General features: G+C 51.3%; 21 protein-coding genes and 1 pseudogene. 7 read left to right on the top strand and 15 right to left on the bottom strand.

All coding sequences use genetic code 11. The features are described 5' to 3' along the window. Positions 1-26: 26 nt before the first annotated feature. Positions 27-557, top strand: coding sequence for a rhombosortase (rrtA, locus tag AEST_RS07415; protein ID WP_237709389.1), 531 nt, complete (start codon positions 27-29; stop codon positions 555-557). Here rrtA and AEST_RS07410 read toward each other — a convergent pair. The 6 genes and pseudogenes from AEST_RS07410 to AEST_RS17575 form a co-directional block, all read right to left on the bottom strand. Beyond that, complete coding sequence (locus AEST_RS07410; protein WP_008608172.1) at positions 544-1,233, bottom strand: YdcF family protein; 690 nt, start codon at positions 1,231-1,233, stop codon at positions 544-546. The two genes, rrtA and AEST_RS07410, sit on opposite strands and share 14 nt — an antisense overlap. Then, a complete protein-coding gene (locus tag AEST_RS07405) occupies positions 1,230-2,543 on the bottom strand; it encodes an O-antigen ligase family protein (RefSeq protein ID WP_238534573.1) in 1,314 nt (437 codons plus the stop codon). Before AEST_RS07405 ends, AEST_RS07410 begins: the two co-directional genes overlap by 4 nt. Positions 2,544-2,566: 23 nt before the next feature. Further along, positions 2,567-3,460 carry a glycosyltransferase gene (locus tag AEST_RS07400; RefSeq protein ID WP_008608170.1) on the bottom strand — a complete coding sequence of 298 codons (894 nt, stop codon included), beginning with the start codon at positions 3,458-3,460 and terminating at the stop codon, positions 2,567-2,569. Between the two features lie 10 nt (positions 3,461-3,470). Then, entirely contained in the window at positions 3,471-4,208 is a 738-nt protein-coding gene (locus AEST_RS07395; protein ID WP_008608160.1) for a WecB/TagA/CpsF family glycosyltransferase, read from the bottom strand. Continuing rightward, positions 4,205-4,822 carry a glycosyltransferase family 4 protein gene (locus tag AEST_RS17580; RefSeq protein WP_420794941.1) on the bottom strand — a complete coding sequence of 206 codons (618 nt, stop codon included), beginning with the start codon at positions 4,820-4,822 and terminating at the stop codon, positions 4,205-4,207. Before AEST_RS17580 ends, AEST_RS07395 begins: the two co-directional genes overlap by 4 nt. Positions 4,823-4,840: 18 nt before the next feature. Beyond that, positions 4,841-5,278: pseudogene (locus AEST_RS17575) on the bottom strand (glycosyltransferase); the annotation flags it as partial. A gap of 149 nt (positions 5,279-5,427) precedes the next feature. Here AEST_RS17575 and wecA point away from each other — a divergent pair. From wecA to AEST_RS07375, 3 genes are read left to right on the top strand one after another with little or no spacing between them, the layout of a single operon-like run. Continuing rightward, a complete protein-coding gene (gene wecA / locus AEST_RS07385; RefSeq protein ID WP_238534571.1) occupies positions 5,428-6,489 on the top strand; it encodes a UDP-N-acetylglucosamine--undecaprenyl-phosphate N-acetylglucosaminephosphotransferase in 1,062 nt (353 codons plus the stop codon). Beyond that, positions 6,486-7,793, top strand: coding sequence for a flippase (locus tag AEST_RS07380; protein ID WP_008608156.1), 1,308 nt, complete (start codon positions 6,486-6,488; stop codon positions 7,791-7,793). Before wecA ends, AEST_RS07380 begins: the two co-directional genes overlap by 4 nt. Before the next feature lie 13 nt (positions 7,794-7,806). Further along, on the top strand, positions 7,807-8,964 hold the full coding sequence (locus tag AEST_RS07375; RefSeq protein ID WP_008608155.1) for a polysaccharide pyruvyl transferase family protein: 1,158 nt from the start codon (positions 7,807-7,809) through the stop codon (positions 8,962-8,964). A gap of 97 nt (positions 8,965-9,061) precedes the next feature. Here the strand turns inward: AEST_RS07375 and AEST_RS07370 are convergent, their stop codons facing one another. The 9 genes from AEST_RS07370 to AEST_RS07325 form a co-directional block, all read right to left on the bottom strand. After that, a complete protein-coding gene (locus AEST_RS07370) occupies positions 9,062-9,358 on the bottom strand; it encodes a DUF6482 family protein (protein WP_008608154.1) in 297 nt (98 codons plus the stop codon). Positions 9,359-9,448: 90 nt separating this feature from the next. Continuing rightward, a complete protein-coding gene (locus AEST_RS07365) occupies positions 9,449-9,874 on the bottom strand; it encodes a nuclear transport factor 2 family protein (protein WP_008608153.1) in 426 nt (141 codons plus the stop codon). A 621-nt stretch (positions 9,875-10,495) separates the two neighbouring features. Beyond that, complete coding sequence (locus AEST_RS07355; protein WP_008608151.1) at positions 10,496-10,735, bottom strand: ribbon-helix-helix domain-containing protein; 240 nt, start codon at positions 10,733-10,735, stop codon at positions 10,496-10,498. Positions 10,736-10,869: 134 nt separating this feature from the next. Beyond that, the gene (locus AEST_RS07350; protein WP_008608149.1) at positions 10,870-11,628 is read right to left on the bottom strand and encodes an SDR family oxidoreductase; all 759 of its coding nucleotides are present in this window, start codon (positions 11,626-11,628) and stop codon (positions 10,870-10,872) included. Positions 11,629-12,078: 450 nt separating this feature from the next. Beyond that, the gene (gene mmsB / locus AEST_RS07345) at positions 12,079-12,972 is read right to left on the bottom strand and encodes a 3-hydroxyisobutyrate dehydrogenase (protein ID WP_008608145.1); all 894 of its coding nucleotides are present in this window, start codon (positions 12,970-12,972) and stop codon (positions 12,079-12,081) included. A gap of 50 nt (positions 12,973-13,022) precedes the next feature. After that, positions 13,023-14,168: an enoyl-CoA hydratase/isomerase family protein gene (locus tag AEST_RS07340; RefSeq protein WP_008608143.1), complete on the bottom strand. Its 1,146-nt coding sequence runs from the start codon at positions 14,166-14,168 to the stop codon at positions 13,023-13,025. 127 nt (positions 14,169-14,295) lie between these two features. Beyond that, positions 14,296-15,453 carry an acyl-CoA dehydrogenase family protein gene (locus AEST_RS07335; protein WP_008608140.1) on the bottom strand — a complete coding sequence of 386 codons (1,158 nt, stop codon included), beginning with the start codon at positions 15,451-15,453 and terminating at the stop codon, positions 14,296-14,298. A 133-nt stretch (positions 15,454-15,586) separates the two neighbouring features. After that, complete coding sequence (locus AEST_RS07330) at positions 15,587-17,083, bottom strand: CoA-acylating methylmalonate-semialdehyde dehydrogenase (protein ID WP_008608139.1); 1,497 nt, start codon at positions 17,081-17,083, stop codon at positions 15,587-15,589. A gap of 213 nt (positions 17,084-17,296) precedes the next feature. Further along, complete coding sequence (locus AEST_RS07325; RefSeq protein WP_008608138.1) at positions 17,297-18,481, bottom strand: thiolase family protein; 1,185 nt, start codon at positions 18,479-18,481, stop codon at positions 17,297-17,299. 262 nt (positions 18,482-18,743) lie between these two features. Here AEST_RS07325 and AEST_RS07320 point away from each other — a divergent pair, with 262 nt between their 5' ends. The 3 genes from AEST_RS07320 to AEST_RS07310 are packed head-to-tail and all read left to right on the top strand — an operon-like array spanning position 18,744 to position 21,937. Further along, positions 18,744-19,157: a MerR family transcriptional regulator gene (locus AEST_RS07320; RefSeq protein ID WP_008608135.1), complete on the top strand. Its 414-nt coding sequence runs from the start codon at positions 18,744-18,746 to the stop codon at positions 19,155-19,157. Between the two features lies 1 nt (position 19,158). Continuing rightward, positions 19,159-20,328: an isovaleryl-CoA dehydrogenase gene (locus AEST_RS07315; protein ID WP_008608134.1), complete on the top strand. Its 1,170-nt coding sequence runs from the start codon at positions 19,159-19,161 to the stop codon at positions 20,326-20,328. A gap of 1 nt (position 20,329) precedes the next feature. Further along, positions 20,330-21,937: a carboxyl transferase domain-containing protein gene (locus tag AEST_RS07310; RefSeq protein ID WP_008608125.1), complete on the top strand. Its 1,608-nt coding sequence runs from the start codon at positions 20,330-20,332 to the stop codon at positions 21,935-21,937. The last annotated feature ends 938 nt before the right edge of the window (positions 21,938-22,875 follow it).

Raw genomic sequence — 22,875 nt, 5'->3', positions numbered from 1 at the left:
CTTATAAAGTCTATCTGCTCCTGTTTATGTTAAGTACAGTGCTGTATTTTTTACCGGCGTCTTATCAGCAACTGCTGGAATATCAGGCCGTAGCCATCCGTAGTGGTGAATTCTGGCGACTATTTAGTGGCCACCTGCTGCACAGCAATCTGCTGCATTTACTGCTAAATCTGCTGGGTTTAATGGTGTTAATGTTACTGCATGGCAAACTCGAAGGTCGCATGGCGGTCGGCTGGCAGCTGATACTGCTGTCGCTAAGCACTAGCCTCGCTTTATACTGGCTGGCTCCGGATGTTGAAATTTATGTCGGCTTATCCGGCATTTTACATGGCTTACTTTGCTATGGCGCCACTGCCGATATCCGACAAGGCTTCAACTCAGGTGGCCTTATTTTACTTGGAGTTGCAGTCAAGGTTGGTAGCGAACAGTGGTATGGTCCAGATCCTGAGCTAAGCGCGCAAATTGCGGCTGAGGTGGCGATTGACGCCCACCTCTACGGCGCTATCAGTGGCATATTACTAGCCCTGCTTAGCTGGCGTCAGATCAAACACCAGTGAGCTTGCGTCCGCCTAACTTGTACACCGCGTAACTGCTAAACTCTGCGGTCAGTTTACTGTAAAAATCCAGGTTTGACAGATTGACGGTAAAAAAGCAGTTTAAACTGCAGTTTACCGGCCTCAGTGTCTGGCTGCTGGCCGCACCAATGCTGGCGTCCAACTGATATTCCGCGATCAGCCGGCTAACGCGCCAGCTATGAAAATCACTGGTGATAAAACGAATTTGCCGCTGCTGTGCCAGTCGTGGCGCCAGACTGGCAAACTCCTGATAGGTATTGTCACCGGCATCAAAGCAGTCAGCAACCACGGCAGGGAGTTGCTGCTGCAGATAATCCAGATAAGGCTGGCAATAACGGGTGGTGATTAATACCGCCACTGGCCCCGGCTGTGCAACTTCAGCGTTAAGTTGCTGGATCCGGGCTCTGGCACAGGCGGGTAGCTGCGTCGCTGAACCACCACAACCCAGCACCACATACAGGCTGGCCGGGGCTGTGACGCTGGAAATGCCCTGTTGGTACCAGAGCCGGGCGTGATTGGCGATATAGGTATTGCCAACCAGATAGTAAAAGCCCCACAGCAGCCAGAGGCCCTTTTTGCGATACAGCAGACATGCGAGCAACAGGCCATAAAGCAACAGGTTTTGCGGATATAAAAAGGGTTCTAACAGATCCTTCATCTTGCCTCACTATCTGGCTGAACGGCTGGCGTCGACGCCCCGCCAACCGTCTGCGGCATGGCTGTAGTTAACACTGATGGCGCACGATTTACCAGTACCGCGGCGTTAATCAGTGCCCAGGGCAACCATAGCATACCCGAGGTCAGGACATGCCCGGCTAGCAAGGCCACTGCCAATAACAGCAGATTGAGCAAAGCTAACGGCAACACCAGCTCACTCTTTGCCATGCGACTCCACAGCAAACTAAACAGACGCAGAAAACTTAAGCAGAACAATAAGGCACCTGCCACCCCATAAAACAGCAGCAGATCGAAAAAATCCAATTCAATAAAGTACTTTTTCAATAGCAGACGCACGCCGCCCTGACCGACGCCTAATACCTGTAACCAGTGCGGATAGTGCTCAGCAACTAACGCAAAGTTACGTTGCAGATAAAAATCGCGCGATGATAACAAAATGCCGCTCAGTCCACGCTGTTGATAGGCAAACTGTAGCTTGTCGTACAGCCCAACCCACTGCAGCAAGGCGGTCAGATGATAGAGCAGCAAAGCGGTGAGTACGACTACTACCAGGCCAGCGGCCAGCAGATAAGGCTTAGCCTGTTGCCACTGTCTTTTATCCATTAATAGCAGGGGCGTCAGCAATACCAACAGCAGGATGCCAAATAAACCGGTTTTGGTCAGCATAAGTGCCGCGATAAAGAAAGCTGCCAGTGCAATCAGTGGGTAGGCCCAGCGCCGTCGTTGCCAGCTACGGCAAAGTAACCAGCCGCTTAACACTAATAACAAGGCAGAGAGCTCGTTAGTAGAAACAAAGTAGCCCTTGATACCGAGAAATTTCTGACTGACCTGCTCCATCGGTTGATAGGCAGTACCGCCGTAGCCGACAACACCAAGCACAGTATTGAGCAGTAACAGCATAAAGGCTGCCAGCACCACAGCATCAACATAGCGCAGGTAGTCTTGTTGCAGCGTTTTCGCGCGGGCAGCAAAGTAGGCCAGTGCCAATAGCATGGCGCCGGCTTTGGCTATCAGTTGCAGGTCGCTCAACAAATAAGGATGACCGGTCAACCATTTGATATACAGAGGGCCGGGTAGCATCAGTACCAGCAGAAGTAAAGGTAAGCGCAACTCACTGCGACACAGCTGCCAGCCGCGCCACAACAGTAGCGCCAATAACAGGGCTTTAAATGCTGCTGACAGCGGCAGCAGGCTGCCCAGACTGTGACGCAACAGGCCATTTAGCCAGTCGACCAGCACAAAAAGTGCCGCCATCACCAGGATCAGCCGATCCAACAGTTGCGGCGACACGAAAAGCAGCCGGTTTTGCCAGTTCATTTTTTAAGCAAGCCCCGAATACCTTTGTTCATCAACCGTAAGCGGAGCGCACTAAACCACGATAACTTATGCTTTAAAAAGTACCGCCATTTCAAGTTCAGCAAACCATAGCGGCACTGGCGGAAAAACTCCGTCAGTGTCAGAGGTTTCTTTTGCATCGTTAAGCGGTAAAACATCTGATTCTGCAGATTACGCTCGCTCATCAGTGGCCGGTGTTTAGCAACAAATTGCTGATGTGCATCCAGTCGTTTTGGCGAATCGGTGATCCGGCCGAGCTCATGCCCGACATTCACCTTATAGCTGGCATTGGCAATCCGCTTCGCCGGGCCATAGGCCGCGACCACCCGCACCCACATATCATAATCCTGAAACGCCGCCAGACCGGTATCAAAACCACCCAGCGCTAACATCCGCTCTCGGCGCACCAGCGCCTGATTTGACAGCGTGTGTAAATCCAGTAATTCACTCAGACTTACCGTAGCTTCATCAGCAAACAAGGTTTTGCTAAAGGTACCGTAATCCCAGATATAGGCGCTACAGACCATGCTGAACTGATCATCATAGGCCGCATAAAGGCTGCTGAGGCGCTGTGGTAAGAACTCATCATCATCATCCAGGCCGGTGACAAAGTCGCCACGGGCCTCATTAATGGCTCTGTTGCGGGCGGCGCAGGCGCCCTGCCCCTGTTCTTGCCGCAGGATCCGTACCCGCGGTTCGTTAGCATAACGCGAGCTCAGCTGCTCATAGGTCTGATCTTTTGACGCATCATCCACCACGATCAGCTCAAAGTTCGGATAATCCTGCGCCAGTACCGAGTCGATAGCCCGGCACGCCATCTCAGCCCGGTTATAGGTAGGCATATAGACACTGATTAACGGTAATGCACTCACCCTTTGCTCCTTAAATTTTTCCAATCAGCACCCACCACAGGTACCTGAATAAGCGTAATTGGCGACCAATGCGGCTTGGTTGCGCCAATAAACGGTAAGCCCATTCCAGATTAAGCTTACACCAGAGTGCCGGAGCGCGTTTTACATTGCCGGTAAAGACGTCGTAGGTGCCACCGACGCCCATATAAAAACAATCCGGATGTACTGCCCGGATGCGCTGGATCAGCAACTCTTGCTTGGGCGATCCCATCGCCACGCTGACAAAGCGGGCGCCACTGGCTTTGATCGCCTGCAGCAATTGTGCTTCATCTTTAAAATAACCATCGGTCGCGCCGACCACCTTAACACCCATTTGCAATAACTTATCACGGCTTTGTGCCAACACTTCAGGCTTAGCTCCCACCAGATACACCGGTACCTGATACTCTGCCGCCCGCGCCATCAAGGCCTGCCAAAGCTCACAGCCGGGGATACGCTCAACTTTACGTCCCAGTCGCTGCTGCATCACTTTAACTACACCGATGCCATCGGCATAACGCAGATCGGCCTGCTCAATGACCGCTAATACCTGCCGGTTTTCCATAGCAGTCAGAATTTTTTCCGGATTTATCGCAATCGCCGAGCCCGCATAAACACTGGCATCGTCGCGAATAATATAAGATAGTAATTGCGCCATATCGGTAAAAGCGGATACCTGTACCGGGCCAATTTTTACTTCTGCAATTACCGCTTCAGAAGCTGTTGTCATAACATAAGTTCCTGATAATGTTTCCGTAGTCTTTGCACCACTACCGGTAGAAGAATCTGTTCAGCCTGGTTCCGACAGTGCTGCTGTAATTGCTGATAAGCAGGCGCATCCAGGGCCATCAGTTGCGCAACCGCTTGCTGTAAGCCAAGAAGACACGCGGCTTCATCCTGCTGCGGCACACAATAACCGGTGATACCAGCCCGGATTTGCGCTTTCGCGCCATCGGTTTCGGTTGCCACCACCGGGGTGTAACAGGCCATTGCTTCGGCCATCACCAAGCCGAAGGACTCATTACGGGACAAGCTGATAAAACAGCGCGCGCGTTGGTATAAGCACATTAACTCCCCGCCACTTTGCGAGCCGAGTAACCTGACGTTCGGGTATGCCTCGATCGCTTGCTCAAGCGCTGGACGCCAGGAACCGGCACCGGCAATCACTACTTTATATTGCTGTAAGGCCGGCAGTAACGCGATTAAACGATCCATGCCTTTATTTTTATCCAGTGTGCCGACATAGAGCAAATCTATGTCTTTATCTGCACGACTTACACAGTTAGCCCCGGCATAACGACGATGGATACCTGCTGCTAATACCTGTGCCTTTTGTGGCCGCATAAAAAATTTCTGCGCCAGCGCCTGACTACTAAAAACCCAGCTATCCACCTGTTTTGCACACCACCGATACAGCCGGCCCGGTGGCTGATAATGATAGATATCCGAGCCGTGACAAGTTACCACGATTTTTACCCGGCGATAACGTACCAAACGGTAAAGCAGTGCCAGCCATATGGTGGGGTAAAAAAAATGCACATGCAGAATATCGTAACGCTTAGTGCTGAATAAAAACCGCCAGCAGAAATCCAGCAAAAACACCGGATATTTCAAAAGCCTGTTCAGCCAGGAGTCACGGTGCCAGCGCATATAATGATAGTCAGTGGGCTGGTGCTGAGCCTGAAGCTCAGTTACCTGGGCCTGCACAAACTGCCCCTGGAATGGCGATGAGGGTTTAGGCCCCATGTTGGTAATAACCAATAATTTGACGTCGGCCTCTGACACTGGCTTAGCTACTCCATTTAAATACCGGGCCTTGGCTGGCCCGACAAATTTTTATTTTTGCTAATCATGGTACTACCATCGTTTCTTGGTAGACTTAGCAGTATTATTACAACAAGTATCAGCTGACGGCCGGCTGAACAAAAAATGATAAAAATGAAACTACTATGACAGCGCAGCTCTTACTTATGATAACCGCTTTTTGTGGTTGTCTGCTCGCAATTTTAGGTTATTACCCACTGTCACAACGGATCGGGCTGGTTGACATCCCGCGTGGCCGTAAACAGCATCAGGGCGCCATTCCGTTAATCGGCGGCTTGTCGATATACAGCGGTATCCTGATTGGTTTTATCTTGTTTTCGGTTGATGGTTTGCAATTACCTTACTACCTAACATTGGCCGGTGCGCTGGTCATTCTGGGTGCTTTCGATGATTTTCTCGATCTGAGTGTAAAGCTGCGACTGGCGGTACAACTGGCAATCAGTGCTGGTATGGTGTTCGCATTAGACTTACATCTGGCCAATCTGGGCAATTTATTTGGTTTTGGTGATGTCCGGCTTGGTTTCCTCGGTGTTCCTGTCACGCTGATTGCAGTAATTGCCGCCATTAACGCCTTTAATATGACGGATGGTATTGATGGCTTAGCCGGCATGCTCAGTCTGGTTAGTTTTGTTGCCATTGCCGGCTTTATGTTGTTGTGGGGTCAGGTTGAACAGGCGCTGCTACCGATGGTACTGATCTGCGCTATGCTGCCGTATCTGGCGTTTAATTTACAGCTGGTGCCGGGTAAAAAGATCTTTATGGGCGATGCCGGCAGCATGTTAATTGGTTTTTCTGTGATCTGGCTGCTGATCGTCGGCACCCAGAGTGAAAGTGCCAGTTTCCGGCCCGTTACTGCACTGTGGTTAATTGCCATACCGCTGATGGATATGGTCGCTATTATGGTGCGACGGATCCGCAAAGGCCAGTCCCCCTTTCAGGCCGATCGCGAACACTTACACCATATCTCGCTGCGTCTGGGCCTGAACTCCCGCGAATCGTTAACGCTGATTACCGCTCTGGCTTGTATCTTTGCCTGTATCGGCATTATCGGTGAGTATTTGCTGATCCCGGAGGGCATTATGTTGTTGCTGTTTTTGCTGCTATTCGCCGGTTATATCCAGCTATTGCAGAATGTCTGGCGCATTCTATCGGCGCTACGCCGCCGTTTACAGGGAGCCAAAGGTTGAAACTGCTTAAAAAAATCTTACTGGCCCGCGCTACGGCGATGCTGGGTGATAAGCTGGTTAAACTCAGTGCCGGTGCAGTACTGACGATCTTTGTCGCCCGCATGCTGGGTGCCAGTGAGCTGGGTATATACTCTATCGTGATGGCGTGGAGTGCCTTTTTAGTGCCGCTAACCAGCATGGGACTAAATAATCTGGTCGTGCGGCAAATGGTTAAGCTAGATAGCGGTCAGCAAGCCATGACGATGCTCTACACCGCCGTCAGTATCCGGCTGGGGCTGGGGCTACTCGGCGGCGCCCTGATGCTGGCGCTATTCTACCTGCTTAATGGCGAACTCTTTAGCGGCCATTTAAGCTATACCATACCGCTGCTGTTTATGTTGCAGGCGTTTTTTGGCTTTCTGCTGTTTGAATTTTATCTGAATTATCAGGGAACTTTCCGCACCCCGGCCTATGTTAAATCGATAATTTCACTGGTAAGTTTTGGCTTAAAACTGGTTTTGCTCTATCAGGGCTTCGGTATTGCCAGTTTATTGCTGATTTACGCCGGCGAGTTTTTGATTGTCGCGCAGGCCCAGTATTGGATCTATCGCCAGAAACACCGGCCTTTTAAAGAAGAGCAACAGCGCTGGCCGGGCTATCACCCAAAATACTTTAGCCTGGCCTATGGCAAGCAGTTGTTACAACGCTCATCCTGGCTGTGGTTATCCGGCATTGTCTCTGTTATCTATCTGAAAATTGATATTGTGATGCTGGGTGCAATGGCCGGTACTGAGCAAGCCGGTATCTATGCCGCGGCCAGCCGTTTGTCGGAGCTGTGGTATGTGTTTCCGGCCACGCTGGCCGTGCGCTATTACCCGGATATGCTAAAAGCCTATGAAAAAAGCTGGGACGGTTATTTAATCAAGCTACGCCGTTTTGCGCTGCTGTTTTTTAGTGCTGCCCTGGCGATCGCGGTGGTGATGAGCCTGACAGCAGATTGGATAGTGGTGCTATTATTTGGTGAAGCCTTTAGCGCCGCAGTAACCGTATTACAAATTCATATCTGGTCCGGCTGTTTTATCTTTGTCCGTTATCTGATTGGCCAGCACCTGGTGATCACCGAACAAGAACCACTATCGCTATTTAGCCATGGTATGGGTGCGCTTTTAAATGTCGGGCTGAATTTATGGCTAATCCCTCAGTACGGCATTGTCGGTGCCGCCTGGGCGACGCTGATTTCTTATGCCTATGCCTCTTTCTTCTTTTTATTTTTCGCCAAGCGCACCCGCGAACAGTTCTGGCAACTGCTGCGGGTAAAAGCCTGATCAAGGAAACCTTATGACTAAACCCTATTTTGTCGAAATTAAAGGCGTGCAATTCCGTAACAAAGGCGCCTATCTGATGCTATTGGCCTGTTTGCAAGGCCTGAAAAAACTGAATAAATCCTTTGAGCTGGTGCTGTCTCCCGGCCCCAATCTGCCTTACCCGGAGCGTGCCCGCCATGGCGCCTGGCAAAAACTCTCATTCCGGCGCAAAGGCCTGGATCTCACCGGTGTTCTGGGCAAACTACCTGGGCCTTTACTACGTTTATTTAAACGTTACGGTATGGTTACCGAGCGCGATGTCGATCTGATTCTGGAGGCCAGTGGCTTTGCTTATGGTGACCAGTGGCCGCTGACTTTCTTGCAGAATACCGCCAAAGAAGTGGTGCGTTTTAGCAAAGCCGGTAAACCCTTTGTCTTTATGCCGCAAGCCTTTGGCCCCTTTAGCTCTAAGGAGAGTAAAGCGGCAATGCGCGATATTATTCAGCACGCACGGCTGATTTTTGTCCGTGATCCGGTATCGCTGCAACATTTACAAAGCTGTGTCGATGTCCTGCCAGAGCATGTGGTGTTAACCCCGGACTTTACCGTCGGTTTAAGCGCGGAAGCCAATGCCGAGGTGCCACAGCTGAATGTGCCTTTCGCAGCGCTGATCCCAAATTCCAAGGTCGTCTCCAAGTTTAATCATGCCAATGCCGAAGCGATGCGCAGCGACTATGTTGCGGCTTTCGCTGCTGCGGCCGATTATCTGACGGCATTGGGCATTCAGCCGGTGCTGGTCAACCACGAAGGTAAGGAAGATGCTGAGCTATGCGCCGAAATTGCCGCCCGTTCGCCCTGCGGCCTGGTACAAATCGAAGATCCGCTGGCGGTAAAATATTTTATTGGTAAGGCTGAGCTGGCGGTCAGTTCACGTTTTCACGGTGCAGTAAATGCACTCAGCCAGGGTGTCCCCTGTATCGCTACCAGCTGGAGCCATAAATATCATGCGATGATGAGTGATTTTGGCATGGGTGATTTTTGTGTTGCTGAACTGTCAGAGCAAAGCTTATTAGATGCCTTAGCGCAGCTACTGCACGAAAAAGATGCCTTAGCTGCAGTGGTGGCAGAGCGGGCGGCTACGCTAAAACAGCGTAACCAGAAAATGTGGCAGCGTCTGGCGCAAGTCATCTAAGCAATTAAACACTCAGCACAGGCATGGCGCAATCAGCGCAAGGCCTGTGCTCATATAAACAGGTTCAGCTAACCAGTATTGGTTCAGCTGGAGCCACTCAGACCCAAAGCGGCACTTTTAAAGTGTTGTCAGTCTTTTCCGGGCCACCACACATCTCGTCGTAGGCCGACTGATGCACCAACCAGGCCTGGCGCACGGTACAATCACTCAGCGATTGCTTAACCTGCTCCACACTCTGAAACCGCTGTGGATGATTGTCATCATTAACCAAAAAACCACGACGACCATCGTAGTCGGCCTCGACCAGATAGACCCCCATTTCGTAGGAATGCACCACCAGCTCGTCAATCCGTACATCCTGATGATTAAGATGCTCTGCGCGATGATAAGGCATAATTAGCTCCTGCTTGGCTAGACAGCTTGTTAGTCTAGCTTAGCTTACGCTCAGAGTTTTTCCTCAGATCGCCGCCTGGCAAAACTTTATTTAATCCAGCTTACGGGTGGCCTGCCAGTTTACTGCCTGCCATTTACCATTACGTTTGACGAAAGTGCCGCTATTTAAAAAACGTAGGGTTTCCTGTGCTGAGGTGCCAACCAGGGTAAAAGCGACCACTGCGGTATCGCCATATTGCAGGATCTGCAGATCTTCGCTGCTATAACGCATGTTAATCTCAGCCGCTGGTAGCTCACCACGACTATTAACCCCTTGCATTAACTCGGCTTTGCCAAAACGTCGCCCGGCCGAACTGGTATAAATGAGTTCTTCCGCCCAATACTTATTGTGTACCGCAGGGTCATTACGGGTCGCGCCATCCAAAAACTCGGCCAGTAAAGCAGTCAGCTCGGCCCTATCATCAGCATAAGCAGTAGAGGACATTAATAATAACAAGGTTATAAAGATAGCTCGCATATAAACTCCGTACGCCGGTTAAGGTAGCCATAACTCTAATGATTGAGAACCTATTATTGCCATAATTTCAATTAATTGCCCATTAATGCGAAAATAAATATGGTCACGACCACAAAGACAGCGTCTATATCCTGGTCTTATGTGATCAATCGTTTGAAATAAAAAAGGATTTTCTGCTATTTTCTGAAACATCTGAAAAAAATTCATAATAATAAAGATCCGCTTGCGAAATATCATAGTTGCAAATCCCGAAAGCATAGATCCGTTCTAAATCAGCGACTGCTAATTCTGATAAGCGATATTGATAAGACTCAGTCATTAGGGCGTGTTGACGTTTGCTGCTTAGATTTTGTTCACACTGCGGCGCTTTGATCGCGAAACGAGGAGCGCAGTTTAGTTATTCTAAATAAGTGACGAGTGAAGCTACCGCGTCCTGCTCTCGCCCCTGACCTGCATCCATGCAGGCCACAAAGAGCAAAGCGCCGCCAGCGTGAACCCTTCGGGCAGCGTTTGGCTGGCGTTTCTACTGCGTTATCGCTTGCTCATGTAGAATAACTACACATCACAAGCTCTGCCTTGTATAAACACCAGCCAAACGGCTGCAAAAACAAGCAGCAAACGTCAACACGCCCTAATCAGCAGCTTTTTTTTAAACTCTGCAAGTATTTGCTCCGCACTTTTATCAGTAAAGCCGGCCGCTTCTGCTGCCGCGAGTTTTTGATTGATGGCATCAGCTCGCCTCGCTTTGCGGATTAACTCGTTGATCAGCTCACTTTTACTGTTGTATTCATGAGCATTCTGCACTTTTTCTTGTAGCCACTGCTCGTTCGCTTGGCTAAGTGTTACACTCTGTCTCGTCATTGCGCGCCTCTGGTGCAAAAGTGATGCGTTATTGCACCACAAAATGTTAAATCTCAATATAAATACTGCAACTCAATAATACAATTAAAAAAGGCGCCGCAGCGCCTTTTCTTGAGCAAAGAGAAAACAACAGCTTAGAAGCTGATACCACCGTCAATTTCTACCACCCGACCAGTGAAGAAATCGTTTTCAAAGATATACTTAGCGGTATGGGCAATCTCTGCAGCTTCACCTAAACGGCCAACCGGTTTCATTTTTTCCAGGCGCTCGCGCGCTTCCGGCTTCATGGCATCGGTCATCGCGGTGCGGATCACGCCAGGGGCAATAGCGCCCACGCGGATGCCATAACGACCCAATTCACGTGCCCAGGTGACCGTCATCGCCACGACCCCGGCTTTAGAGGCAGCATAGTTCGTTTGCCCCATATTACCGGCACGGGCCACGCTCGACATATTGATAATAACCCCCTTACGACCGTGTTTAACCATTAGCGCAGCGGCTTCCCGACCACACAGGAATACCCCGGTCAGGTTAACATCAATCACCGATTGGAACTGTTGTAATGGCATCTTGGCAACCAGTTCACCGTCTTTAACTTTCAGCAGCAGGCCATCACGTAAAATACCGGCGTTGTTAATCAAGCCATCGATACCGTTAAAGTCTGCATCGATTTGCGCAAAAGTGGCTTCGACCTGCGCCTCATCCGCCACGTTAGCAACGTAGACTGCCACCTGGGTTTGCGCTGACAGCTCCGCCTTCGCCGCTGCCAGCTGCTCCGGGTTCATATCCAGTAGCGCCAGTTTGGCACCCTCTGCAGCACACATCCGCGCCATTTCCAGGCCTAAGCCCTGGGCGCCACCGGTAATTACTATTGTTTTATCTTTTAAGTTCATAATAAATTCACCACTTCTATCAGGCTACGACAGATACTGCGTACATTTTTTGCCGGACACGCCGTGAATACATCCATGTAGGGTTACAAACTTCATCCTGAAGTTTGCCCTTAGGGTCAGCGTGCCGCTGTTCAAATTCGTTCCCGACGAATTTGTCTCTTTCGCATCTATGCGAAAGACGTTCCGTCAAAAAAGTACATCCGCATCTGTCTCAGATGAAAATCTAAGGATACATCCGTAGTAAGCGGGATGGCGGATGTACTTTTTTCTGAGACCGTTGGAGGCCATGGATGGCCGGACAAATTCGTCGGGAACGAATTTGGACAGCCCTGCTGGCCTCCGGTGAATATCATGGATGATATTCACAATCGAGCCCCAGGGACGGTTCACGGCGTGTCTCAGAAAAAATGTACGCAGTCATCCCGCGGTTCGGAGAAAGTTTTCTCAGTGTTAATTCTTAACTTTTTCGAAGGCGGTGAAGATACTGGAAAAATCCAGCTTACCATTGCCGGCCCGCTGATGCGCCACATACAAGCTACGCGCCAGGGCCCCCAGCGGCGTACTGCTGCCACTTTGCAGCGACGCTTCCAGCGCCAGACCCAGATCCTTTACCATCAAATCGACCATAAAGCCGCCCTGATAGCCATTAGATGACGGCACATTTGGCAGCACATCCGGGCAAGGGTTATATAATTCCAGGGTCCAGTTACGGCCCGAGCTTTTTAGCATAATCTCCGACAAGACCTTCGGATCCAGACCGTTATCAATCCCCATTTGTAGCGCTTCTGAGGTACCAACCATCAGGATACTGAGCAGCATATTGTTGCAAATTTTTGCGACCTGCCCGGCGCCAACCGCGCCGGCATGAAACAGGTTTTTCCCCATATTGCCAAGTACGGTTTTCGCCCGCTCAAAATCTGCGTCACTGCCGCCGACGATAAAAGTTAAGGTACCGGCTTTAGCACCGCCGACACCACCGGAAACCGGCGCATCAATAAAGGCCAGACCTTGCTCAGCCAAAGCTGCGCCAAGTTTACGGGCACTGTCCGCATCGATAGTCGAGCAATCAATTACCAGCGCTTTTTTATCGATGTGGGTAGCAATGCCCTGCTCCCCCAGATACAAGCTCAGTACATGTTTCGCCGCAGGCAGCATCGAAATCACAAAGTCAGCGCCGGCAACGGCATCAGCTGCCGAGCTGGCCACGGCTGCCCCTTCGGCTTTTACCTGGGCCAATGCATTGACCGATAAGTCAAAAGCCGTAACCTGATGACCGGCTTTAACCAGATTGACCGCCATCGGGCCGCCCATATTACCTAAACCAATAAAAGCTACTTTTGCCATTGTCTTATCCTTGTTATCAGGTTTGACCGCCTTGCGGCCAGCGCAATAAATTAGTTTTCTAGCTTGCCTAAATCCTGCAGCGGATGTTGCCCGGCGCTCCACGGTGAACGGAATAACTCATCGATCACCGCCTGCGGCACAGCGCTCACATTCGGATACTGCCACTTGGGTTGTAAATCTTTATCAATCAACAGTGCCCGCACCCCTTCCTGAAACTCGCCCAGTTTGGCGCATTGCACACTTAAGCCAAGCTCCAAGCGGAAACTGTCGGCCAGAATTAAACTTTGCCCCAGTTGCAATAAGCGATACACAATATGTGCCGTGATTGGACTACCGTAGCGCAGTGAGTCCTTGGCTTTTAGCAGCCATTTATCCTCACCCTGCATGGCGTCTATTGCCGCCATTACGCCAGCCAGATCCGCTTGCCCGGGTAAGCGGCTGATCGCATCCTGATGCAGCCGGATTTGACTAAGTGGCATCTGGGTGCGACAACCTTCTTCCTGCGCGCGCAGTACATCAGAGAGCTTCTGATGATTAAGCGCCACCGTATTACCCCAATTAACCGTCAACAGTTTGTCCAGCAGTTCGGCTTTTTGCTCGTGGCAGATAAAGACATCAGCCAAACCTATAAAACGCGCATCGGCAGCATTAATAGAAGCGCCGGTCAAACCTAAAAACAGGCCGCAGCCCGCCGGCATACGGTTTAAAAACCAGCTGGCACCAACATCCGGATACAGGCCAATGGCCATCTCCGGCATTGCAATCCGGCTGCTCGCCGTGACTACGCGATGCGAGGCACCGGCCATTAAGCCCAGACCACCGCCCATCACAATACCGTTGCCCCAAACCAGTACCGGTTTATCAAAGGTATGAATTAAATAATCCAGCCGGTATTCTTTGGTAAAGAAATCTTCGACATAGGGCTGATAAATGCCGGGCTGATCTTTCATCGCCTGGTACAGATCGCGGATATCGCCGCCGGCACAAAAGGCTTTATCGCCAGCGCCTTGTAATACCACCAGCGCCACTTGCGGATCGGCCTTCCACTGCAGCATTTGTGGCAGCAATGACTCCACCATTGGCAGGCTAAGCGCGTTTAAGGATTTTTCAGAATTAAGGGTAGCGACGGCAATTTTTTTGCCATTAACTGCGGTCAGCTCCTGATAGAGCACCGGAGCAACAGAGTGTTCAAGCATGATGAGTCCTTCTGTTTGGCTGCAGGTGTAAGGCGCAGCGCTTGCCGTCACCGCATAGCGTCTGGCTAAGCGGTGACGGCCACGGCTAGGCTTTGCAACAAACCTACCCGAGTTTAACCTAGCTGTATTACAGGATAGCGCCGGCAGCTTCATCCAGCAGGCGACGACCAATAATCAGCCGCATGATTTCGTTGGTGCCTTCCAGGATCTGGTGTACCCGTACATCACGGAAGTGCCGCTCCAGCGGATATTCTTTAATATAACCATAACCACCATGCAGCTGCAGTGCCTGATCACAGACACTAAAACCGACGTCAGTAGCAAAACGCTTGGCCATCGCACAATAGGCAGTTGCTTCCGGATCCTGAGTATCCAGTTTAAAGGCGGCTAAGCGTACTAACTGACGGGCGGCGACCAGCTCGGTCGCCATATCAGCCAGTTTAAACTGCAGTGCCTGGAACGCCGCCAGCGGCTTACCAAATTGCTGCCGCTCCAGCATATAATTACGGGCCGTATTCAGGGCTTGCTGCGCAGTACCAATAGAACAGGTAGCAATATTAATCCGGCCACCATCTAAGCCTTTCATCGCAAAACTAAAGCCTTGCCCTTCACTACCCAACAGCGCAGACTGATGAATACGCACGTCTTCAAAGGTTACCAGTCGGGTCGGCTGCGCATTCCAGCCCATTTTTTCTTCGGCTTTGCCGTAGATCACGCCCTTCGCATCAGCAGGTACCACAAAGGCAGAAATCCCTTTCGGGCCGGCTTCGCCGGTGCGTGCCATCACGACTAAGACTTCAGTTGAGCCGGCGCCAGAGATAAACATTTTTGAGCCGTTTAATACATAGTGCTCACCGTCTTTGCGGGCACTAGTGCGTAAACTGGCGGCATCTGAGCCTGAACTTGGTTCGGTTAAACAATAGGACGCCAATTGCTCACCGGTCACCAGCTTCGGCAACCAGTACGCTTTCACTGCTTCGGTACCAAAGCTGGCAATCATCCAGGTTGCCATATTATGAATCGTCAGCATTGCTGTGGTCGCAGTACAGCCCATTGCCAGCTGTTCAAAAATAATCGAGGAATCCAGCCGGGATAAGCCCATGCCGCCAGACTCTTCCGGCGTATACAGTGAGCAAAAGCCGAGCTCACCGGCTTTTTGCAGCACGTCCTTCGGGAAATGGTGTTCGCGATCCCAGGTCGCAGCATGCGGCGCTAACTCTTGCTCAGCAAACTGGCGGGCAACCTCAACAAAGGCCTGTTGATCTTCAGTCAGATTGAAATTCATCGTTACTGTCCTGTACTACCTGATTAATTACAGTAAAAGTGCTCAGTAAAAGGCAAAACGGGCGACGCTAAAGCTGCAAATTTTTTTAGTTTGTCTTTACTTTAGACGCCGCCACGCCTGCTCCTGTCACCGGTTAACGCAGGTTAATTGACATATTCGGGCCACTGACCTGAATATCGTCATCGAACCAACGCGCTGTAATGGTTTTGGTTTCGGTATAGAACCGCACGGCTTGCTTGCCGTAGGCATGCTGATCACCGTAGAAAGAGCCTTTCCAGCCAGTGAACGAGAAGAACGGCATTGGCACCGGGATCGGTACGTTGATACCGACCTGACCCACTTCAACATTATGCTGATACCTACGGGCGGCGGCACCGCTGGCGGTAAAGATCGAGGTGCCGTTCCCGTACGGGCTGCTATTCACCAGCTCAAGTGCCTGATCCAGATTAGCCACTGTCATCGTGGTTAATACCGGGCCGAAGATCTCTTGCTTGTAGATTTCCATTTCGGTGGTCACATTACTAAACACCGTTGGGCCAACCCAGTTACCATTTGGATAACCGTCAACCTGACAATCAGAACCATCCAGCAGACAGGTTGCGCCTTCTTTTTTACCCTGGGCAATTAACGACAGAATACGGGCTTTTGCTTGCGGGCTGATTTGCGGGCCATAGGCTGCTTTGTCATTGCTGTAATGACCTGGACCAACCTTACCAATGGCCGCCGCCACTTCCGGGATCCACTCGGCTGCGCTACCAACAAACACCGCCACAGAGATCGCCATACAACGCTGACCGGCCGCGCCAACAGAGGCACCAACCAGCGCATTAATCACCTGCTGCTTATTCGCATCCGGCATAATCACCATATGGTTTTTCGCACCGGCAAAGGCTTGTACGCGCTTTAAATTGTCCGTGCCGGTTTTGTAAATATACTGGCCGACATTGACCGAACCGACAAATGAAATCGCTTTAATATCCGGGTGATGCAAAATGGTATCGACCTGCTCTTTGGCACCGTGTACGACCTGCAATACACCCTTAGGGGCACCGGCTTTGACAAACAGTTCCGCCAGCTTGTTTACTGTCATCGGATCCTGTTCAGACGGTTTTAAAATAAAGGTATTACCGCAGGCAATCGCCATCGGGAACATCCACAGCGGGATCATCGCCGGGAAGTTAAACGGCGTAATACCGGCACAGACACCTAATGGCTGAATATAGCTGTAGGTATCGATGCTGCGCGCGACGTTCTCCACCGTTTCACCCATCATCAGCGACGGAATATTCGCTGCCTGCTCCACCACTTCAATACCGCGCCAGACATCGCCCTTGGCATCTTCCACGGTTTTACCCAGCTCTTCACAGATAATGGCTGCGATTTCGCCCTGGTGATCTTTTAACAACTGGGCGTAGCGCATCATTAAACGGGCGCGCTCAGACACTGGCACTTCTTTCCAGGTTTTAAAGGCGGCTTTGGCAGAGTCGATCGCCTGCTGCATCTCGGCGGCAGTGGCACAAGGTACCTGTGCAATCACTTCCTGGGTGGCCGGATTGGTTACCGGGATCAATTTGTCACTGTTCGAGTGCACAAATTCACCATCAATAAATAACTTAACCTGTTGTGTCATTTTAGTATCTCTTTGATTTTTAACTGCTATTAGTAAACGGGCGGCCGGCGCTTTAGTGTTTGTGTTGTTGGCCGGTTCCTACCCTGTTAAGCGTGCCTGGCTGATCTTTTGATCTATTATTTTTCAGGCAATTTGCGGCGCTTCTCCCCAACCGCTTTTTGTTATGGTGTTGCTGTTATAGTGAGACTGATTTCGTGTTTCCGACAATTTGTATTACAGCGCTTCCACAGCCAGCGCAACGGCCTCACCACCGCCAATACACAGTGACGCGATACCGGTTTTTAAACCGCGCTGTTTTAGGGCATGGATTAAAGTCACTAATACCCGGGCACCAGAGGCACCGATCGGATGGCCCAGGGCACAAGCACCGCCATTGACGTTAACCTTGCTGTGCTCTAAGCCCAGCTCGTTAATCGCCAGCATGGTCACCATGGCAAAGGCTTCATTAATTTCCCACAGATCAACCTGCTGTTTTTGCCAGCCGGCTTTGGCCAATACTTTTTGCATGGCACCGACCGGTGCTACCGTAAACAGCGCCGGCTCCATCGAGTGCGTAGCATGAGCCACGACCCGCGCCAGTGGCGTTAAACCCTGAGCTTTGGCATCGGCTTCACGCATTAATACCAGCGCCGCAGCACCGTCTGAAATCGAGCTGGAGTTGGCGGCAGTGATGGTACCGTCTTTAGCAAAAGCCGGTTTTAACGAAGGGATCTTCTCTGGTTTGGCATTACCCGGCTGCTCGTCGACACTAAAGCTGACCTCACCTTTGCGGGTTTGGAACACCACCGGGGTAATTTCAGCGGCAAAAGCACCGCTGCTAATCGCGTGCTGGGCACGGCGTAATGATTCCACCGCATAGGCATCCATCTGCTCCCGGCTAATGCCTTTCTCGTTCGCCGTGTCCTGGGCAAAACAGCCCATGGCTTTGCCGTCATAGGCATTTTCCAGCCCATCCAGCATCATATGATCTTTAATCTGACCGTGGCCCATGCGGTAGCCGCTGCGTGCTTTATCCAGTAAATACGGGGCGTTGCTCATTGACTCCATACCACCGGCTACCACAACATCAGCACTGCCGGCATTGAGTAAGTCAGCAGCCAACATCACCGCTTTTAAGCCGGAACCGCATACCTTATTAATAGTAGTCGCGCCGGCACTCAGTGGCAGCCCGGCTTTTAAGGTTGCCTGACGGGCTGGCGCCTGACCTAAACCGGCTGGCAGCACGTTACCCATAATGACTTCGCTAACTTGCTCAGCTGCAATGCCGGCATCGGCTAGCGCCGCTTTAATTGCCGTGGCCCCTAATACGGTCGCATCCACCTCGGCCAGACCGCCCATAAAGCCACCCATGGCGGTGCGCTTAGCGGCAACAATCACAATACTATTCTGCTGAGTCATGCGGTTCTCTCCCGTTACGGCATTTTTTCTGGCACAGAGCCTACACCAAATTTACGTTTACGCCAACGTCAACATCATAACACTATGGTTGTAGCCGGAAAACGCAGCGGCGATTTTCGTCCCGAAAAGTGCCGGCTATTTGGCATCATATCTTTACATTTTTGCCGTTTCGTCCGCCTACAGGCCTTAATTCGCGCGCCCACAGCTTTACCTTTACGTAAACTTCACTTATAGTTGCCTGCACTTTTCGGGAAGGCCTGCAATGAAAGAAAAAGACGAAAAAACCTACAGTATCAGTGAACTGGCAAAAGAGTTTGATATCACCACCCGCAGTATCCGCTTTTATGAGGATCAGGGGCTGTTATCACCAACCCGCGCCGGCCAAACCCGCATTTATAGCAAACGCGATCGGGTGCGGCTGAAACTGATCCTGCGCGGTAAACGTCTGGGCTTTAGTCTGTCCGAAACCGGCCAGTTGTTTGAGCTGTACGATGCCGATAAAAGCAGCGTAACCCAGCTCAATACCATGCTGAAGTTAATTGAACATAAAAAATCCGAGCTGCAGCAGCAGATGGATGACATTAAGGTCGTGTTGATGGAGCTGGTAACGGTAGAAAAACGTTGCCGCGACACGCTGGCCGAAGCCAAACAGCAAAAGAACGCAAACGGGGAATAAGATGATTAGTACATATAAAGGCCTGAATTTCGACCTGGGCGAAACCGTAGATATGATCCGCGAGCAGGTAAATAGCTTTGCCCGCGAAGAAATTGCCCCGCGTGCAGCACAAATTGACCATGATAATGCGTTCCCCAATGACTTATGGCGTAAATTCGGCGATTTAGGCCTGTTAGGCATCACGGTTGACGAACAATACGGCGGTTCAGGCCTGGGCTATTTAGAGCACGTGATTGCGATGGAAGAAATCAGCCGCGCCTCAGCCTCTGTAGCGCTGTCCTACGGCGCGCACTCCAACCTGTGCGTAAACCAAATCTTCCGTAACGGCACCGAAGCACAAAAACAAAAATATCTACCGAAACTCTGCTCTGGTGAGCACATTGGCGCTCTGGCAATGAGTGAGCCGAATGCCGGCTCTGATGTCGTCAGCATGAAACTGCGCGCTGACAAAAAAGGCGATAAATATATTCTGAATGGCAACAAGATGTGGATCACCAATGGTCCGGATGCCCATACCTATGTGATTTACGCCAAAACCGATGTTAACGCCGGTAGTAAAGGCATTACCGCCTTTATCGTTGAGCGCGGCTTTAAAGGTTTCTCGCAGGCGCAAAAGCTCGACAAACTGGGGATGCGTGGCTCCAACACCTGTGAACTGGTATTTGAAGATTGCGAAGTACCGGAAGAAAACGTACTGGGTCAGGTTGGCCGCGGCGTGCAGGTACTGATGAGCGGTCTGGACTACGAGCGCGTGGTACTGTCAGCAGGCCCACTGGGCATAATGCAAGCCTGTATGGATGTGGTCGTGCCTTATATCCATGATCGGAAGCAGTTTGGCCAGGCGATTGGTGAATTCCAGCTGGTACAAGGCAAGGTTGCCGATATGTACACCAAAATGAACGCCGCCCGCTCTTATGTTTATATGGTTGCTAAAGCCTGTGACCGTGGCGAAACCACCCGTAAAGATGCCGCTGGCGTGATTCTGTATGCGGCTGAATTGGCGACGCAAATGGCACTGGATGCCATCCAGTTATTAGGCGGTAATGGCTATATTAATGAATACCCGACAGGCCGCTTACTGCGTGATGCCAAGTTATACGAGATCGGTGCCGGCACCTCAGAAATCCGCCGTATGCTGATCGGTCGTGAGCTGTTTACTGAGTCGAACTAAGATGGCAAAAATCACCAGTAAAATTAATCCGCGTAGCGACGAGTTTCAGAAAAACGCCGCAGCGATGCAGGCGGTGGTCGATGATCTGCAAACCAAGGTGCAGCAGATTAAACTGGGCGGTGGCGAAAGCCTGATCGCCCGCCATGTGGCGCGCGGCAAACTCTTTGCCCGCGACCGCGTGCAAAAGCTGCTGGACCCAGGCTCACCTTTTCTGGAAATCGGCCAGTTTGCCGGCTGGGAATGCTACGACGACTATGTCCCTGCCGCCGGTGTCGTCGCGGGCATCGGCCGCGTCAGCGGCGTCGAGTGCATGATTGTCGCCAATGACGCCACCGTCAAAGGCGGTACCTATTATCCGCTGACGGTAAAAAAACATCTGCGGGCCCAGGAAATTGCGGAGCGTTGTCACCTGCCCTGTATTTATCTGGTTGACTCCGGTGGTGCCAACCTGCCACGGCAGGATGAAGTCTTCCCGGACAAGCTGCACTTTGGCCGCATCTTCTTTAATCAGGCGAATATGTCTGCCAAAGGCATCCCGCAAATTGCAGTGGTAATGGGCCTTTGTACCGCCGGCGGCGCCTACGTGCCGGCAATGGCTGATGAAAGCATTATCGTTAAAGAACAAGGCACCATCTTTCTGGCCGGTCCACCGCTGGTTAAAGCAGCGACGGGCGAAGAGGTCTCCGCCGAAGAGCTGGGCGGTGCCGATGTGCACTGTAAAATTTCCGGCGTCGCCGATCATTACGCACTAAACGACGAACACGCGCTGCAACTGGCACGCAATGCGGTATCACGCTTAAACCGCCCTGCGCCAGCGCAGCTGGACGTGAAACCGGTAGCAGAACCGCTGTACGATGCCAAAGAGCTGTACGGCATTGTCGGTACCGACTTGCGTAAGCCGTTTGATGTGAAAGAAGTGATAGCGCGGATTGTCGATGGCTCAGAATTTGATGAGTTTAAGCAATACTATGGCGCGACCCTGGTCTGTGGCTTTGCGCGCATCTTCGGCTATCCGGTAGGCATTGTCGCCAATAATGGGATTTTATTCTCAGAATCAGCGCAAAAAGGCGCGCACTTTATCGAGCTCTGTGCCCAGCGCAAGATCCCGCTGTTGTTCCTGCAAAATATCACCGGCTTTATGGTCGGCAAAAAGTATGAAGCCGAGGGTATTGCCAAGCACGGCGCCAAGATGGTGATGGCAGTAAGCTGTGCCAAAGTACCGAAATTTACCGTACTGATTGGCGGCAGCTACGGCGCCGGTAACTACGGCATGTGCGGCCGCGCTTATGATCCAACCATGATGTGGATGTGGCCCAACGCGCGCATTTCAGTAATGGGCGGCGAGCAAGCTGCCGGTGTCATGGCGCAGGTAACGAAAGACGGTTTGGCACGTAAGGGTGAAACCTTATCAACGGAAGCCGAAGCTGCGCTGAAAAAGCCGATTATTGAGCAGTATGAGCAGCAGGGGCATCCTTATTATGCCAGTGCGCGGCTGTGGGATGATGGCATTATCGATCCGGCGCAAACCCGCATGACGGTAGGACTGGCGCTTGCTGCAGCGTTAAATGCACCGATTGAAGAGAGCCGCTTTGGCGTGTTCAGGATGTAAATAAAACACCTTGTGAGTGTTTGAAAATAGCAGAGTTTAGATCGGTGCAACGCCCTTAACTGGGTAGTAATTTTCTCCACCGGCTTCAAGGATCACGTCCCTGTGCCCTTTCAGCCTCCGCAGCATCCATGCTGCTGTTACGAAAATTCTACCGCAGCCAAGGGCTTAACGAATATCAGTGAGTCATGACGACTCGCAGAAAGTAAACGAGGCGGTAAACGCAGAGTACACTTTGCTCGGGGACCTGTTTGGCATGGATGCCAAACAAGAGCGTACAGGGACGTATCCACAGCGAGCCCCGACAAAGTTGTACGGCGTGTTTAGCCGCCGGATGAACCGGATTTTGATTTACAGATTTTAGATCGGTGCAACGCCCTTAACTGGGTAGTAATTTTCTCCACCGGCTTCAAGGATCACGTCCCTGTGCCCTTTCAGCCTCCGCAGCATCCATGCTGCTGTTACGAAAATTCTACCGCAGCCAAGGGCTTAACGAATATCAGTGAGTCATGACGACTCGCAAAAAGTAAACGAGGCGGTAAACGCAGAGTACACTTTGCTCGGGGACCTGTTTGGCATGGATGCCAAACAAGAGCGTACAGGGAGGTATTTACAGCGTGCCCCGACAAAGTTGTACGGCGTGTTTAGCCGCCGGATGCACCGGATTTTGACTTACAGATTTTAGATCGGTGCAACGCCCTTAACTGGGTAGTAATTTTCTCCACCGGCTTCAAGGATCACATCCCTGTGCCCTTTCAGCCTCCGCAGCATCCATGCTGCTGTTACGAAAATTCTACCGCAGCCAAGGGCTTAACTAACAAGCGATTGCGAACGAGATGATGAGCATTCCGTGCACTTTGCAAGGGACTGTATTTTTCAGGGATGAAAAATGCAAGCGTACAGGGACGTATTCACAGCGTGTCCCGGCAAAGTTGTACGGT

The sequence above is a fragment of the Alishewanella aestuarii B11 genome (assembly GCF_000280055.1).
In the GTDB taxonomy this organism is placed as follows: domain Bacteria; phylum Pseudomonadota; class Gammaproteobacteria; order Enterobacterales; family Alteromonadaceae; genus Alishewanella; species Alishewanella aestuarii.
The sequence above is the reverse complement of the archived record's forward strand: the minus strand, read 5'-3'. Positions and strand labels throughout refer to the sequence as shown.

What these genes read in the sequence shown, in the direction of transcription:
- rrtA (WP_237709389.1), top strand. Translation starts at nt 27, where the DNA reads ATGTTAAGTACAGTGCTGTATTTTTTACCGGCGTCTTATCAGCAACTG.
- AEST_RS07410 (WP_008608172.1), bottom strand. Translation starts at nt 1,233, where the DNA reads ATGAAGGATCTGTTAGAACCCTTTTTATATCCGCAAAACCTGTTGCTT.
- AEST_RS07395 (WP_008608160.1), bottom strand. Translation starts at nt 4,208, where the DNA reads ATGACAACAGCTTCTGAAGCGGTAATTGCAGAAGTAAAAATTGGCCCG.
- AEST_RS17580 (WP_420794941.1), bottom strand. Translation starts at nt 4,822, where the DNA reads ATGCGGCCACAAAAGGCACAGGTATTAGCAGCAGGTATCCATCGTCGT.
- wecA (WP_238534571.1), top strand. Translation starts at nt 5,428, where the DNA reads ATGACAGCGCAGCTCTTACTTATGATAACCGCTTTTTGTGGTTGTCTG.
- AEST_RS07375 (WP_008608155.1), top strand. Translation starts at nt 7,807, where the DNA reads ATGACTAAACCCTATTTTGTCGAAATTAAAGGCGTGCAATTCCGTAAC.
- AEST_RS07370 (WP_008608154.1), bottom strand. Translation starts at nt 9,358, where the DNA reads ATGCCTTATCATCGCGCAGAGCATCTTAATCATCAGGATGTACGGATT.
- AEST_RS07365 (WP_008608153.1), bottom strand. Translation starts at nt 9,874, where the DNA reads ATGCGAGCTATCTTTATAACCTTGTTATTATTAATGTCCTCTACTGCT.
- AEST_RS07355 (WP_008608151.1), bottom strand. Translation starts at nt 10,735, where the DNA reads ATGACGAGACAGAGTGTAACACTTAGCCAAGCGAACGAGCAGTGGCTA.
- AEST_RS07350 (WP_008608149.1), bottom strand. Translation starts at nt 11,628, where the DNA reads ATGAACTTAAAAGATAAAACAATAGTAATTACCGGTGGCGCCCAGGGC.
- mmsB (WP_008608145.1), bottom strand. Translation starts at nt 12,972, where the DNA reads ATGGCAAAAGTAGCTTTTATTGGTTTAGGTAATATGGGCGGCCCGATG.
- AEST_RS07340 (WP_008608143.1), bottom strand. Translation starts at nt 14,168, where the DNA reads ATGCTTGAACACTCTGTTGCTCCGGTGCTCTATCAGGAGCTGACCGCA.
- AEST_RS07335 (WP_008608140.1), bottom strand. Translation starts at nt 15,453, where the DNA reads ATGAATTTCAATCTGACTGAAGATCAACAGGCCTTTGTTGAGGTTGCC.
- AEST_RS07330 (WP_008608139.1), bottom strand. Translation starts at nt 17,083, where the DNA reads ATGACACAACAGGTTAAGTTATTTATTGATGGTGAATTTGTGCACTCG.
- AEST_RS07325 (WP_008608138.1), bottom strand. Translation starts at nt 18,481, where the DNA reads ATGACTCAGCAGAATAGTATTGTGATTGTTGCCGCTAAGCGCACCGCC.
- AEST_RS07320 (WP_008608135.1), top strand. Translation starts at nt 18,744, where the DNA reads ATGAAAGAAAAAGACGAAAAAACCTACAGTATCAGTGAACTGGCAAAA.
- AEST_RS07315 (WP_008608134.1), top strand. Translation starts at nt 19,159, where the DNA reads ATGATTAGTACATATAAAGGCCTGAATTTCGACCTGGGCGAAACCGTA.
- AEST_RS07310 (WP_008608125.1), top strand. Translation starts at nt 20,330, where the DNA reads ATGGCAAAAATCACCAGTAAAATTAATCCGCGTAGCGACGAGTTTCAG.